Source organism: Streptomyces sp. NPDC091682, assembly GCF_044756625.1.
GTDB lineage: Bacteria > Actinomycetota > Actinomycetes > Streptomycetales > Streptomycetaceae > Streptomyces.
Map to the genome: position 1 here is coordinate 637,601 of NZ_JBIVTH010000001.1, position 14,929 is coordinate 652,529.

At 71.1% G+C, this 14,929-nt stretch carries 10 protein-coding genes; 6 read left to right on the top strand and 4 right to left on the bottom strand.

Annotation, left to right across the window (positions count from 1 at the left end):
- Nucleotides 1-31: 31 nt before the first annotated feature.
- The 3 genes from fxlM to ACIQK6_RS03150 all read left to right on the top strand — a co-directional run bounded on the left by fxlM (nt 32) and on the right by ACIQK6_RS03150 (nt 3,803).
- Nucleotides 32-2,368 carry a methyltransferase, FxLD system gene (gene fxlM / locus ACIQK6_RS03140; protein WP_329105513.1) on the top strand — a complete coding sequence of 779 codons (2,337 nt, stop codon included), beginning with the start codon at nt 32-34 and terminating at the stop codon, nt 2,366-2,368.
- On the top strand, nt 2,365-2,844 hold the full coding sequence (locus ACIQK6_RS03145; RefSeq protein WP_329105511.1) for a hypothetical protein: 480 nt from the start codon (nt 2,365-2,367) through the stop codon (nt 2,842-2,844). The genes fxlM and ACIQK6_RS03145 overlap by 4 nt, the downstream gene beginning before the upstream one ends.
- Before the next feature lie 80 nt (nt 2,845-2,924).
- Entirely contained in the window at nt 2,925-3,803 is an 879-nt protein-coding gene (locus ACIQK6_RS03150; RefSeq protein WP_402694181.1) for a hypothetical protein, read from the top strand.
- Nucleotides 3,804-4,272: 469 nt separating this feature from the next.
- On the opposite strand, the gene ACIQK6_RS03155 is transcribed toward ACIQK6_RS03150, so the two are convergent.
- Nucleotides 4,273-4,536, bottom strand: coding sequence for a hypothetical protein (locus ACIQK6_RS03155; RefSeq protein WP_329105507.1), 264 nt, complete (start codon nt 4,534-4,536; stop codon nt 4,273-4,275).
- Between the two features lie 173 nt (nt 4,537-4,709).
- Here ACIQK6_RS03155 and ACIQK6_RS03160 point away from each other — a divergent pair, with 173 nt between their 5' ends.
- Both ACIQK6_RS03160 and ACIQK6_RS03165 read left to right on the top strand, forming a co-directional pair.
- Entirely contained in the window at nt 4,710-7,208 is a 2,499-nt protein-coding gene (locus tag ACIQK6_RS03160; RefSeq protein ID WP_402694182.1) for an NACHT domain-containing protein, read from the top strand.
- Between the two features lie 243 nt (nt 7,209-7,451).
- Nucleotides 7,452-8,024, top strand: a complete 573-nt coding sequence (locus ACIQK6_RS03165; RefSeq protein WP_402694183.1) for a penicillin acylase family protein — start codon at nt 7,452-7,454, stop codon at nt 8,022-8,024.
- Nucleotides 8,025-8,072: 48 nt separating this feature from the next.
- On the opposite strand, the gene ACIQK6_RS03170 is transcribed toward ACIQK6_RS03165, so the two are convergent.
- From ACIQK6_RS03170 to ACIQK6_RS03180, 3 genes are all read right to left on the bottom strand, one after another.
- Entirely contained in the window at nt 8,073-9,176 is a 1,104-nt protein-coding gene (locus ACIQK6_RS03170) for an ionic transporter y4hA (protein WP_329105503.1), read from the bottom strand.
- A 619-nt stretch (nt 9,177-9,795) separates the two neighbouring features.
- The gene (locus ACIQK6_RS03175) at nt 9,796-11,379 is read right to left on the bottom strand and encodes an acyl-CoA synthetase (protein WP_402694184.1); all 1,584 of its coding nucleotides are present in this window, start codon (nt 11,377-11,379) and stop codon (nt 9,796-9,798) included.
- Nucleotides 11,380-11,384: 5 nt separating this feature from the next.
- The gene (locus ACIQK6_RS03180) at nt 11,385-12,500 is read right to left on the bottom strand and encodes a nitronate monooxygenase family protein (RefSeq protein WP_329105499.1); all 1,116 of its coding nucleotides are present in this window, start codon (nt 12,498-12,500) and stop codon (nt 11,385-11,387) included.
- A gap of 337 nt (nt 12,501-12,837) precedes the next feature.
- Between ACIQK6_RS03180 and ACIQK6_RS03185 the strand changes: the two genes are divergently transcribed.
- The gene (locus tag ACIQK6_RS03185) at nt 12,838-14,925 is read left to right on the top strand and encodes a serine hydrolase (RefSeq protein ID WP_402694185.1); all 2,088 of its coding nucleotides are present in this window, start codon (nt 12,838-12,840) and stop codon (nt 14,923-14,925) included.
- Nucleotides 14,926-14,929: the final 4 nt, after the last annotated feature.

The following is a 14,929-nucleotide window of genomic DNA, read 5'->3' on the forward strand; positions in this document are numbered from 1 at the left end:
CACCCGGCCTTTCACGAACGAGGAGCGATCTGTGGGATTCACCCGGACCGACTGGTCCGAGCACTACGGCGGCGGACAGAACTTCCGGCGACTCGGGGAGGAGGAGAAGGTCCTGCTAGCCGAACACGCCCCGGCACCCGACGGCGGACGCGCGCTCGACGTCGGCTGCGGCACCGGCGAGATGGCCGTCCACCTCACCGGCCTCGGATACGCCGTCGACGCGGTGGACTACGCCGAGGGTGCGCTGGAGCGGGCCCGTGCGGAGCACCCCGATGCGAAGAAGGTGCGCTGGCTGTGCCTGGACGTCGAGCACGACGACCTCGCCGACCTGGCCGAGGACGGCTACGACCTGGTCGTGCTGCGTCTGTCGATCGCCTTCATCCGGGACCGGGCCCGGGTCCTTCGTCTGCTGTGCGCGCGCCTGCGCGAGGGCGGGCGGCTCATCGTGATCACCCCGCACGCCGAGCACTCCGGTGTCGAGCGGCGCCACGTCGCCCTGGACGACGCCGAGCTCGACGCGCTCACCGCCGGGTTCGAGGAGGTGACGCGTTCCGACACGGAGGGTCTCGCAGTGGTGGTGCTGCGCGGGCCGGGGGTGTTCCGGTCGGAGGAGAAGGGTCGGCCGGAGCCGCAGGCCGTGTTCGGGGCGGCGGCGGTGGTCACCGACCCGTCGGGCCGGGTGCTGCTGGGCCGCTCCACACGCGGTATGTGGGAGCTACCCGGAGGCCGGATCGACAGCGGCGAATCCGCACCCGCCGCGGCCGTGCGCGAGCTCGAGGAGGAAAGCGGGCTCACGGCACGGGTGGAGGACGCCCACCTCCTCACCATCCTCCACGACGACCGCGCGGACGTGCGCCGCGTCACCGCCGTTGTCCGCATCACCTCCTGGGACGGTGAACTCGGCCTCCCCGAACCCGACCGCTTCGTCCGCTGGGAGTTCCATGACCTGCACCAACTGGCCAGCCTCGGGACCGTCTTCGCTCCGACGGCTGCCGCCCTGGTCGCGGTATGGCCGGGGGTCCTGCCGGACCTCGCGCCGGTCCACTCCTACCCGGGTGCGGACCTTGCCGGGCCGGTTGCCGGTGAGCCGGCCGAGGCGGTGCGGCTGCGCGAGCGGATGGCCGACACCGTGATCGCGCAGGGCTGGACCCACTCCCCGCAGGTGCGGGCCGCGCTGCGGGAGGTACCGCGCCACCGGTTCCTGCCCGAGGTGCCCCCGGCCACCGCGTACCACGCCGACTTGGCCGTGGTCACGGTCCGCGAGGAGTCCCGGACCGCGGTCAGCTCCGTCTCTGCGGCCTGGCTGCAGGCCGACATGATCGAACGACTCCGCCTCCAGCAGACGCCAACGGCCCCGGCCGGGAGCCGGACGACGGTGCTGGAAGTCGGGTCGGGCGGCTACAACGCGGAACTCATCGCCCACGTCTTGGGCCCCCGGGGGCGCGTGGTCACGGTGGACGTGGACCCGTACGTGGTCCACCGCACCCGGCGCCTGGGGGCCGAGGCCGGCAGCGGCCGCGTCACGGCGATCCTGGGTGACGGCGGCCTCGGCGCCCCGGACCACGTTCCCGCCCGCGGATTCGACGGCATCATGATCACCCACAACGCCTCCGACATCGCCCCCGCCTGGCGGGAGCAACTCGCCCAAGGTGCCCGGCTCGTGGTGCCGCTGGAAATCGGCGGCTACACCCGCTCCCTGGCCCTGGAGCGTCGTGGCGACGTCCTGCACTGCGAGCACTGGACGCATTGCGGTTTCGTCCGGGACCGCGGGGCCGCCGGCCGCACCACCCCGCGCATCGCTCTGGCCGACGGCGAGGTCACCGTTCGGTGGGAGGACGGCGGACCCGGCGACGCCGACGGCCTCGACGAGGCCCTGCGCGGCCCCCGGCACGAGCGGCCCACCGGCCTCGTCGTCCGGGGGAACTTCAACTTCGAGACCCTGCAGATCTACGCCGCGACCGTGCTGACCGGATTCTGCCGTCTGTCCGCACGGAGGGGATCCGCCCTGGTCACGCAGCCGGACGCGGCCGCGATCGTGGCGGACAGGTCCCTGGCCTACCTGACCTACCGCACCGTCAAGGACGCCCCGACGGCCGCCGACCGTCGCAGCGAGTTCTTCATCCACGCCTACGGGCCGTCCGCCGACGAACTCGCCGGGCGGTTCGCCGACTGCGTGCGCACGTGGGACACCGAGGTCCGTGAGAGCGGCTACCCGTCGATGACCGTCCACCCGGCCGGCACCCCTGACGATCTCCTGCCGGACGGTGCCGTACTCGACAAGCCCTCGGCGAGGCTGGTCTTCGCCTGGCCCGGACACGAAACCGTCCGCCCGCCGGTGATCGCCTCCGTGCTCGAGGAGCCGCGGTGATCATCTGGATCAACGGCCCGTTCGGGGCCGGGAAAGTCGACCCTGACCCCGGTCAGACCTTCCAGGCCGCTCTCGCCCTCCTCGTCGGCCGCGTCTCAGCGACCATCGCCTGCGCCAAGGACCTGCCCGGCGCGCACGACCGGGCACCGGGCATCACCGTCGGCGCCGTCCTGCCCCGCGAGGACGCCCGCGACGTCCTCGTCCTACCGGCCGGCCATCCGCCCGCCACCCTCACCGACCTGCCGCCCGGCACCAGGGTCGGCACCGGCGCACCCCGCCGTACGGCACTCCTGCGCGCCCTGTACCCGAAGCTGACGCCGGTGCCGATCCGCGGGAACGCCGACTCCCGCCTCGTCCGTCTGGACGCGGGCGAGCTCGGGGCCGACGTGATGATCGCGGCGCTCGCGGGCCCACAACGCCTCGGCTTCACCGACCGGGCCTCCGAGGTCCTCGACCCCGCCGGCGGCCCCGAATAGGCCGCGTACGAGCAGGCGAGGGATGCGTTCCTCCGGGCTCCGCCCCTACTTGCTTTCCCTCTTTCCCGATGGAGAAGGTGATGGATCAACTCTTCTCGCCGCCCCGCACGCCGGTGGAGCAGCAGCGGATGAGGCAGGCGCACCAGGCCGCCGCGCGGGCGCTCCTGCTGCCCGCAGCCCAAGGGCCCGAGTCCTGGGGGTGGCAGGGACGCACCCTCGGCCGCCGCGTCGGCAACCGGTGGCTGCGCGTGGTCTCCCAGCCCTCGGCCAAACCCGTCAGCAGGTTGTGGGACGGCGCGGCGGCCGCCGACGCGGCCCTCCCACGGGCGATCCCCCGCCCGCGACTTGTGGACGTGATGGACTGGAATGCGGGCGAACACCGCTACCGGGCCGAGGTGTCCGAACTCGTCCCCTGGCCGGTCCTCCAGCACGGCGGCCCCGTCCTGGAACACGAAGCCGGCCTCCCCGACGTGTGGTGGGCCGAGCTGCGAGGCGCCCTGACCGCCCTGGCAGGTGTCTCCACCCACCGCGTCGCGGTCCGCCAGGACTGGATCGACCGGAACTTCCCCACCTACCTCGGCATTCCCCCCGTCCGGATCACCGCATGGGTGACCGGCCACGCGGACCTCCACTGGGCAAACCTGTCCGCCGACCACCTGGTGATCTTCGACTGGGAGTCCTGGGGCGCCGTTCCCCGCGGCTACGACGAAGGGCTCCTCCACGCCTACGGCCTGGCCGCACCACGCACGGCCGCACGGATCCGGAAGGAGTTCGCTCACGTCCTCGACACCCCCCACGGCCGGATCGGTGAACTCGTCGCGCTCGCGCAGTTGCTCCAAGTCGCCGCCCGCGGCCACCATCCCGAGCTGAGGAGCGACCTAGAACTGCGGGCCCAGCACCTCATTCGACAGCTGGCCCGATCTAGGACCTGCGGATCGATGCGCCATGTCTGCGAATGATGCGCAGTGATTGCGCAAACCAGGCTTCGGTGTGCAACGGCTCCGCCCCGCAATCGTGCGCGCTGCGCCCCGCCCTCGCGCGGTCCCCCCTCCCGGCGGGAAGCTCACCAGTCTCGGAGTGCTGGCCTCCGAAGATGATTGATCGGCTCGCCTCTGACTCGGGCTCAGGTGACGCGTCTCCTCAGCTCGTGCTCATGTGCGCAGCTGTTGCGAGTCTGATCGCGGCTGGTGGAGTGCATGGTAGGCGCACTCGCCTGATGGCACTTCTGGTGGAAGCGCTGTCGGTGAACAGCGTGTAGCGCTACGGTCACGACTGTCACGCGTCTGACGAACGGGGCAGTGAATGCTGGGAGAAGCACTTACGGCGTTGGCAGCGGCCGGCGGAACCGCCGTGGTGCAAGCTGCGGGAAGCAGCTTGTGGCAGGGCCTTCAGCAGGAAGTCGCTCGCTGGTTCGGCCGCGGGCAAGAGTCACGAGAACGCGCCGTGCTGGAACGCCTGGGGCAGAGCGCGGCAGCGCTCGATGCCGCAGGTGACGAAGACATCGCGCGGGTCCGGCTCGGTGAGCAGGCTGTTTGGCAAGCACGGTTCGAAACGGCACTTGAGAGCCTTGATGACCAGGAGCGGGAGGTGGCAGCCCGTGCTCTGCGGGCCATCCTGAATGCACGAGACGCTCCCCGCACGGTATCTGCGGGAGACGGCGGCCTTGCTGTTGGCGGCGATGTGAGTATCCATGTCGACCATGGAGTGGCGGCGTTACAGATGAGGGATGTGACTCTGGGTAACCCTCCGTTGCCGGGCCCGCATCAGGGCTGAGCGCGTCCGGCGACACCCACGCCCCTCACATCCATTCCCGCACTGCCATCACTGCCACTCACGGTGGGCTTGCTGTCGGCCAGGCCGCCAGCGTGGCTTACTACGCCGAGCCGGCAGCAGTGGCGCTGATGAGGCAAGCGACCCGGCTCTCCCAGAAGGTCGTGGTGGTGGAACGCACCGCGCGCAGCAGCTTGCTGGGACCTGCAGCGACCGCAGCGGACGTTCCGTTTACCGTCAGGGTGACTCTCCTTCGAGGTCCTGGCGATCCGGTGACAGGAACGCTGAACGAACTGGTCAACGCTTATGCGGCCCTGCCTGAGGGACGGCTGGTCATCACAGGGGCCGCTGGCGCAGGAAAGACCGTACTGGCACTCGAACTCGTGCTGTTGCTACTTGAGCGGCGACGCCCTGAACAACCGGTCCCCGTTCGGCTCTCCCTCGCCGAGTGGGACCCTGACACACCGCTGGAACACTGGCTGGTGCGGCAGATCAGCGACACGTACAGCGTCCGCCCGCGCCTGGCAGAGGCGTTGGTGGCCCAACGTCTGATTCTGCCCGTCCTCGACGGCCTCGATGAGATGGATGGCGAGGCCGGCTCCTCCATGCGAGCGGCGCGCGGCCTGGATCAGATCAACCGCTACCACGGTCCGCGAGGCGTTGCGCCACTCGTGGTGACCTGCCGCCCCACGACATACGAGCGGCTAAGCCGCGATCACGGAGGACTTGCCTCAGCAGCCGTGGCCAAAGTCGAAGAACTCGACACCGAGCAGGTCCGCTGTTACCTCGAGCAGGCCCTCGCCGCACGCTCCGAGGGTGAAAGACGCGCGTGGGCTGAGGTCATCGACAATCTGCACCAGCTCCCTGCCGGGGCCCTGTGCACTCCGTGGCAGCTCTATTTGGCCACGACCGTCTATTCCGGAGGGCGAGACCCACGAGACTTGCTGACTCTCACTGCTCCGGGAGACATCGACCGCCTCCTCCTGGAGAGGCTCATACCCGTCGCCGTCGGTACCTCACCGCACCCGCGCTACGATGCCGTCCGGACGAAACGGTGGCTCACTTCGTTCGCCGTCCACGCAGCGCACCCGAACAACAATGACCGCAGCGGCCCCGCCGTAGACATCATGCTGCATCGGCTTGAGTCCGTCGTCGGGCGTAAGCGCGTGGTGGCGCTTCACGGGGTCGTATTTTTTCTGGTTTTCAGCGGGCTGCTCCCCCTCACGTCACCCGAAGATTTCTCCCGCCTGGCCTGGATCCTGGGACTCGCGCTTGCGGGCATAGGGCATTCCAGCGAGCCGATCCGACTCATCCGCCTGAGGCCAAGAAAACACCACGCAGGCGAACCCTTCTGGGATGTCATGCATCGAGTCGATCGGGAGGGTTGGAAGTTCCAGCTGAAGGGTTCATTAAGTCGACAGATCCTGCCCTGGGTCGGATGGGGAGCGCTTGCCATTCTGGTTGGCGCTACGTTGCTCCACAAATTGCTGTTCCCGTCCCGCAGCTGGGGCCAAGCAGCATTGGTCAGTCCGGGAATGAACGCGCTCATCCTGGTCGGCTACCTGTTGGTGGCGGCCTCCGCGGTGGCAATTCAGTTCATTCCGACCCCCATCGTCGAGGCTGACACGGAGCCGGTACTGAGGCCGAGCGCCCCACTGCGGCAGGACGCGCTCGTCAGCGTGCTGATCATCAGCGTTGTCGGCTCGTGTGCGCTGCTCTGGGTCGAAGTCGCCTGGATTTTGGCCCTGGCGGTACTGCCGTACGTTGTCGGCCGGGCATGGATGCGGTACTTGGCATCCATTGCTGTAGGCGTTCATCGGGGCATGGTGCCCCTCCGCCTGGCTCACTTCCTTGCTTGGGCCCATCGCGCAGGGCTGCTGCGCACGACAGGACGCACCTACCAGTTTCGGCACCGGGCGCTCCAACAGTGGCTACTCAACGAAGCGCAGGATCGCGAGCAGATCCAACATCTGAACGGCCGCGTCAGAGATCGTTCGCTTGATGATGGCGAGCGTCTGACCGCAGCCCGCGCCCTGGTCCGACTGGGCACCCCTGACGGCACGGTGGCGCTGTACCACCTGGCCACAGACCGCAAGGCCGAGTTCGGTGCACGAGTCCAGGCCATGGAAGCGCTGGCCAACGTGGACGAGCTGCGAGGTGTCGCCGTCAGAATGCTGGAAGCCTTCTCCGAAATGGCGTCGACCGCGAAGTACACCCCTGTAGAGTTCACGACAGCAATCCAAGCTCTCGGGCATCTGGATCCCGATGTTACATTCGAACTCCTACAGCGAATATCCCAGTCCGGGAAAGCGCGGCATGACGCCCAAGAGTTCGCATCCTCGATTGCCCAAAGGGTAGCCAAGCTAACCCAGGCCACCACGGAGAGCCGGCTCAATGTTCCCGTAAGCGGTTTAGTCGAAGCGCCGGCGAATCAGGTCTTTGCACCGATAGATTCACAGCAAGCAGTAGACCGGGGGGAGGGCGCGCGCAATCCACTCACTGAAGCCTCGAATGTTCACTTGCCGGAAAAAGGGTGGGACGCGGCCATGCTGGCTGCACTGACGCGGAAGTACTGGAGCCAGCCGGGCGAATAGACCGGGTCGGCGGTTCTTCTTGTGCCACCCAACACGAGCGGTGCGGGACGAAGTGTCCGGGCTGGAGGTCGTGGTGGAGCAGCCGTGGTTCAGTATTGAGGTTCACTCGGTCGAGGTCTCGGCGGAGGGCTGCTGCGGGGGCAGCGAGATGGGTGCTGGGGCCGTGTAGAGGTTCAGGCGGTCGTGGAGGTAGCCGCGCCGGGTGGGGTGGCGCCTTCGGGGACGCGGCCGTCGATACTCCCCATGGCGTCAGGCGATGTCGCCGAGGTAGCGGGTGGGGGACTCGCCGCGGGCGGCCTGCAAGAGCAGCAGTTCGGGAACCAGGTGCCGGCCGGTGATCTGGCAGCGGCCGACCCCGTACGCACCCCCCGTACCCTCAACCGGACGGCGCCCGGCATCGGGCGGGCACTCGCGGACGCGGTGGCGGAGTTGAAGGCGGCCGGGATCGCGCCGGACGCCCCGCTGGGCGAGCACCAGTTCGTGGTCCGGGGCGAACACGAGCTCCCGGTGGGCGACGGTACAAAGGCGCTCGGCGTCCGGAACTGGATCGAGGCGCCGTGGAGCGCGGCGGCCTGCGGCCACCCGGAAGTCACGCACGGGTCCAGCCGCATCCAGGCGGTCGGCTGGGACGGCGGCCGCTGTCCCGTGGCCCGCACCCTGCTGACGTACAGCCGGTCCTCGGACCCGCCCTCGCCCTACTGCGCCGACCGAACCCGGATGTACTCCGAGGAGCGCTGGGACACGGCACGCTTCTGCGAGCGGGACGTCCTCGCGTCGCCGAAGCTGAAGGTGCTCCTGGCCAGCGAACGGCGGTGATGCGCGGCCCGCGTTCCTCCCCCCGGCCCGGTCCCGGTCCCGGTCCCCTCATGGGCTGACGGCCAGGAAGAGGTACGCGGCCAACAGCACGATGTGTACGCCGCCCTGGAGGAGCGTGGCGCGCCCGGGGACGATGGTGAGGGCGCTGACCACGACGGTCAGCGCGAGCAGCACCATGTGGATCGGGCCGAGGCCGAGCAGGAGCGGGCCGGAGAGCCAGATCGAGGCGAGTGCGATGGCCGGGATGGTCAGGCCGATGCTGGCGATGGCGGATCCGTAGGCGAGGTTGAGGCTGGTCTGCACGCGGTCGCGGCGGGCGGCGCGAACGGCGGCGAGGGTCTCGGGCAGCAGGACGAGAAGAGCGATGATCACACCGACGACCGCCTGCGGCAGGCCGGCGGCCGCGACGGCCCGCTCGATGGTCGGGGAGACGGCCTTGGCGTCGCCGACGACCGCGACCAGCGCGACCAGTAGGAGGCCGAGGCTGATGAGGGCGGTGCGGAGGGTGGGCGGCTCGGCGTGACCGTCGGCATCGCCGGAACCCGATCCGGTGTCCACGGGCAGGAAGTAGCTGCGGTGGCGGACCGTCTGGACGGCGACGAAGAGTCCGTACAGGGCGAGCGAGGCGACGGCGGCGAAGATGAGCTGTGCGGCCGAGAACTCGGGGCCGGGCTTGCTGGTGGTGAAGGTCGGCAGGACCAGGCTGAGGGTGGCGAGCGTTGCGACGGTGGCGAGGGCGGCGCCGGACCCTTCGGGGTTGAAGACGGCGATCCGGTTGCGCAGGGCACCGACGAGCAGCGACAGGCCGACGATCCCGTTGCACGTGATCATGACGGCGGCGAAGACCGTGTCCCGGGCGAGCGAGGCGGTCTTGTCGCCGCCGTCGACCATCAGGGTGACGATGAGCGCCACTTCGATGACGGTGACCGCCACGGCGAGGACGAGGGAGCCGAAGGGTTCGCCGACCCGGTGGGCGACGACCTCGGCATGGTGCACCGCGGCGAGGACCGCGCCGGCCAGGCAGAGGGCGACGAGCGCCACCAGGAAACCGGGCAGGTCCCGCCCCCAGCTGAAGACGAGCGCGACCAGCGCCACCACGGGGACCACGACGGTCCAGTCGGTCAGGAAGGATCTGCGCTTAGTCGTACCCATATATTCCAACTTGCCAGATGCGTCCCCCAAGTGCGTGGCAAGGCGCGCCTCCGGGGCCCTGACGTGGCTTTTCTCGCGGATTCTCCTGGCGTGGCGGGTTCCGATCGCCCGGGCCGGATGATGGGGAGCCCGAGGACGGGGCGCGACCTCGGCGGACGCGCGGTCGAACTGGACCGAGGACGAACTGACCGACCTGCACCGCGCCGTGCCGTGGGCGTTGCCGCGCCGCGTCTCCCCCGCCCCTCGGGGGGCGGGCGGCCGGGCGCGGGACGGCCGGTGCGCGGGGTGCTGCAACCGCCCGGCCGGGGCTCACCCGTGTGGTCCTGCGGGACGGCCGCGATCTGGACACGTCGGTCGCCTACGACCTGCCCCTGGTCGATGCGTACGCGCCGAGGTCCCGTGTCCGGCGTTCGAGGGGGGCTGCGGCGGCTCGCCGCCGGGCCGGGACCGGAGCCGGCCTTCCGGGACGGGCCGGGCCTCCCCGTCGCCGACGCCGGCGCCGAAGCCGTGCGCTTCGGGGAGGATCCCGCGTACGACCGCAGCAGCGCGCTGCACGTCGCCGTCTCCGTATGGAGCCCGTGCTCCGTGCCCCCGGAGTCCGGACCGCAGCACGAGCTGCTCACATCGCGCGCTCGTGACCCTCCCAGTACGGATCGCGCAGCCGCCGCTTGTAGAGCTTGCCGTTCGGGTCGCGCGGCATCGTCTCTATGAAGTCGACCGTCTTGGGGCGCTTGTAGCTGGCGAGCTGCCCCTCGCAGTGGTGCAGGATCTCCGCGGCCAGGGCGTCGCCCGCGACGAAGCCCTCGGCCGGTTCGACCACCGCCTTGACCTGCTCGCCCCAGTCGGCGTGCGGGATGCCGAAGGCGGCGGCGTCCGCCACGGCCGGGTGGGTGAGCAGGGCCGATTCGATCTCGGCCGGGTAGATGTTGACCCCGCCCGAGATGATCATGTTGATCTTGCGGTCGCGGAGGAAGAGGTAGCCCTCCTCGTCCATCAGCCCGAGGTCGCCGACCGTGAAGAAGTCGCCGATCCGGTTCTTCCTCGTCTTGCCCTCGTCCTTGTGGTAGCTGAAGCCGCCGGTGTTCATCTTGAGGTAGACGGTGCCCAGTTCCCCGGGGGGCAGCCGGTTGCCGTCGTCGTCGAAGATGGCGAGTTCGCTGATCGGCCAGGCCTTGCCGACGGTTCCCGGCTTCTTCAGCCAGTCCTCGGCGGTCGCGAAGGCGCCCCCGCCCTCGCTGGCCGCGTAGTACTCCTCCACGCAGCCGCCCCACCAGTCGATCATCGCCCGCTTGACGTGGTCGGGGCAGGGCGCGGCGCCGTGTATGGCGTGCCGCATCGAGGAGACGTCGTACGCATCCTTCGTCTCCTGCGGGAGCGCGAGGAGGCGGTGGAACTGGGTCGGCACCATGTGGGTGTGCGTACAGGCGCGGGCGTCGATCAGGCGGAGCATCTCCTGCGGCGTCCACTTGTCCATCAGGACCAGCGGGTGCCCGATGTGCAGGGCGGCGCCCGCGAATTGGAGGACGGCGGTGTGGTAGAGCGGCGAACAGACCAGGTGGACGTTGCCGTCGAAGGGCCGGATGCCGAAGATGCCGAGGAAGCCGCCCAGGTACGTCTCTTCCGGGAGCTTGCCGGGCAGCGGGCGGCGGATGCCGCGCGGACGGCCGGTGGTGCCGGAGGTGTAGTTCATGACCCAGCCGAGCGTGCGTCCCTCGGGGGTGGTCGCGGGCTGCCCTTCGAGGAGCTGCGCGTACGGCCGGAAGCCCGCGACCGATCCGACGGCGTAGCGGTGGCTCGCGGGCAGGGCGGCCTCGTCGGCCGCGGCGGTCGCGGCGTCGGCGAAGCGCTCGTGGGCGATGAGGACCTTGGCTCCGGAGTCGGAGACGATCCAGGCGATCTCGGGGCCGACGAGGTGGTGGTTGACGGGGACGAGGTAGAAGCCCGCTTGGGAGGCGGCCAGGTAGGCGGTGAGGAACTCGACGCCGTTGGGGAGGACGACGGCGAAGACGTCGCCCTCCTCCAGGCCGGCGGCGCGCAGGCCGTGGACGAGGCGGTTGACATCGGCGTGCAGCCGGCCGGCGCTCCATTCCTCGCCCTCGGGGGTCACAAGGACGGCGCGCCCGGGGTCGGCGGCGGCCTGGGCCCAGAAGCCGTTGGGCGGCTGCTGGTCGGCGGTGGGGGTCGTGGACGTCGTCGCGGTCATGTCGGTCACGCCTCTCGGACTCGGCCGGCGATGCGGTTGATGCGGTCGATCGCCCTCTCGAACCCACTGGTGAGGTCGTCGAAGACGGCCCGGACGCTGCGTTCCTCGGTCATCCGCCCGACGATCTGACCGACGGGGGTGCCGAGCAGGGGCCGGACCTCGTACTTCTGGATCCGGGAGACGGCTTCGGCGACGAGCAGGCCCTGGAGCGGCATGGGGAGCGCACCCGGGCCCGCCGGGTCGTCCCAGGCGTCGGTCCATTCGGTGCGCAACTGGCGGGCGGGCTTGCCGGTGAGGGCGCGCGAGCGGACGGTGTCGCCGGAGCCGGCGGCGAGCAGCTTCTCGGTGAGGGCGCGCGAGTGGAGGTCGGCTTCGGTGGTGGTGAGCCAGAGCGAGCCGAGCCAGGCGCCCTGCGCACCGAGGGCGAGGCCGGCGGCGATCTGCTCGCCGCTGCCGATGCCGCCGGCGGCGAGGACCGGGAGGGGGGCGACGGCATCGACGATCTCGGGTACCAGGACCATGGTGGCGATGTCACCGGTGTGGCCGCCGGCCTCGTAGCCCTGGGCGACGACGATGTCGATGCCGGCTTCGGCGTGGCGGCGGGCGTGCTTGGCGCTGCCGGCGAGGGCGGCGACGAGGACACCGTGTTCGTGGGCGCGCGCGATGACGTCGGCGGGCGGGGAACCGAGGGCGTTCGCCAGGAGTTTGATGGGGTAGTCGAAGGCGACGTCGAGCTGGCTCCGGGCGACCTGCTCCATCCAGCCGGTGATCCGCCAGCCGGAGGCCTCGCCCTCGCTGAGCTCGGGCACGTGGTGCTTGGCGAGGGTGTCACGGACGAAGGCGCGGTGCGCGGCCGGAATCATCGCCTCGATGTCGGCTTCGCCGATGCCGTCGACGGCCTTCTTGGCGGGCATGACGACGTCGAGGCCGTAGGGCTTGCCGTCGGTGTGCGCCTGCATCCAGTCGAGGTCGCGCTTCAGGTCGTCGGGGGCCGTGTAGCGGACCGCGCCGAGCACCCCGAAACCGCCCGCGCGGGTGATGGCGGCAGCGACGGCCGGGAAGGGCGTGAAGCCGAAGATGGCGTGCTCGACTCCCAGTTTCTTGCTCAGCTCCGTCTCCATGGGCGGCAGGATGCCGCAGCCCGGCGGTCGAGGGAAGAGATTTTCTGATGCAGTGTCAGATTCTTTACGGGTCGGTCGGTGCGGAGGGTGCCCGGTGGGCGGGCAGATACCCACTACCGTGCGGATCGCCTGCGGCGCGCTCGGCGGATTCCGGGCTCCGGCCCGGGCGGCGGGCGCTCCGGAACCGCGGCCCCGACCGCGGCGCGGCTCGGCACGGCACGCGGCAGGACGGCACACCGTCGGCGACAGACGCGGGTGCGGACGGCGGGTACGGACGGCGGGCGCGGACGGCAGGTGCGGGCAGCGGGGTTCTGGTTGTGGACTAGGAGGGCCGGACATGGCAGCGGACACGGGGGCCGGGGCGGCGGCGGACATCGGCACGGCACGGCCGGACGGCCCCGGCCGTGAACAGCCGCGCGAGCCGCAGCACGGGCGGGACCGCGCAGGTGGCGGCAGCGGCGGACCGGCGGTCGGGCCCCGGCACGGCCGCGGGCCGGAGCCGGAGCCGGAGCCGGAGCGCGAGCAGCCGCCCGGTACGGGGCACGCGAACGGGGACGCATCGGAGGTCCCGCACCAACAGGACCGCGGGCGGCAGCCGGAGCGGGCACCCGGGCAGGGGCACGCGGGCGTGGACGAACCGGGCCGCGCGTTGACGCGGCGACGGCTCGGGGCGCGACTGCTCGCCCTGGGCGGGGTGCTCGTCCTGCACGCCGCGCTCCCCGGCTCCGCGGGTGCCGCGGGCGGCCCGGCCGAGCGGCGCGCGCTCCAGGGCCTGCGGCTGCGGTACGGATCCGCCCGCCAGGCCGGGTTGCTGGAGAAGCACCTGGAGGGGGTGGCGGACGAAGCCCGGCGCTTCCTGGGCCCCTCCCCCGAACACCCCTACTACGCGGGAGCGGTGGTCCTCGCCGGCCGGGGCCGCACCATCGCCCTGCACCGCGCCATGGGGTACGCCGTCCGGTACGCGGACTACGACGGACGGACCGACCGGGTCAGGGAGTTCCCGGCAGCCGAACGGATCGCGATGACCGAGGACACGGTCTTCGACCTGGCCTCGCTGACCAAGCTGTTCACCTCCGTCCTGGCGGTCCAGCAGATGGAGCGCGGGCGCCTGGAACTGGAGGCGCCGGTGTGCCGGTACCTGCCGGAGTTCACCGGGGGCGGCAAGGAGATCATCACGGTCCGTCAGCTGCTGACGCACACCTCGGGCTTGCGCTCCTGGGCGCCCTTCTACCAAGAAGCCACGCGGGAGGGGCGGCTGAGGCTCCTGTGGTCGGTCAGGCCGCAGGAGACCCCCGGCACCGTCTACCGGTACTCCGACCTCAACCTCATCGCGCTGCAACTGCTCCTGGAACGCATCACCGGTCGCGCCCTGGACGCCCTGCTCCGCGACGAGGTCACCGCTCCGCTCGGGATGCACCGCACGCGGTACAACCCGCCGCGCTCCTGGCGCCGGGTCATCGCCGCCACCGAGGTGCAGCGCCCGCCCTGGTCCGGCCTGGACCGCGGGCTGGTGTGGGGGGAGGTGCACGACGAGAACGCGTACGCGCTCGGCGGCGTCGCGGGCCACGCCGGGGTCTTCGGCACCGCCTGGGACCTGGCCGTCCTCGCCCGCGCCCTCCTCGACGGCGGGGTCTACGCGGGCAAGCGCATCCTGCGCCCCGCCTCGGTCGAGCTGCTCTTCACCGACTACAACACGGCCTTCCCCGGCGACGACCACGGTCTCGGCTTCGAGCTCTACCAGCACTGGTACATGGGCGCCATGGCCACCCCGCACTCCGCCGGTCACACCGGCTTCACCGGCACCTCCCTGGTCCTGGACCCCTCCACCGACTCGTTCCTCGTCCTGCTCGGCAACTCCGTCCACCCCGTGCGGACCTGGCGGGCCGGTAGCGCGCCCCGGGTCGCGGTCGGCAACCGCTTCGCCCGCGCCGTTCCGGTCCGCACCCGGCACGGCGGCGCGGCCTGGTTCTCCGGCGTCCGGGCGGGCGCCTCGGGCACCCTCACGTTGCCGCCGCTCCGCCCGGCCACGGCCGCCGCCCGGCTGCGCTGCGCCGTGTGGTGGGACACCGTGCCCGGCGAGGGCGCCCTGCACCTGGAGGCCTCCGCCGACGGGGAACACTGGGAGGCGCTGCCCTTCAGCACGCTGCGGTCCACCGGTGGCACACCCGAGCAGTGGCCGCGGGGCGCCGTGAGCGGCTGGTCGGGCCGCGTGTGGCACCGTCTCGAAGCCCCCCTCACGGCCGCCTGGGCCGGGCGCGAGGTACGGCTGCGCTTGCGCCACACCGCGACCGGCCGCTACGTGGGGCGCGGGGCCTACGTGGACGTGGTCCGCGTGGCGGAACCGGGCCGCCTGCTCTTCGCGGAGGACCGCCCCGCCGACGCCGACCGCATCGAGGCCATCGGCTGGACCCGGTCGGCGGACTGACCTC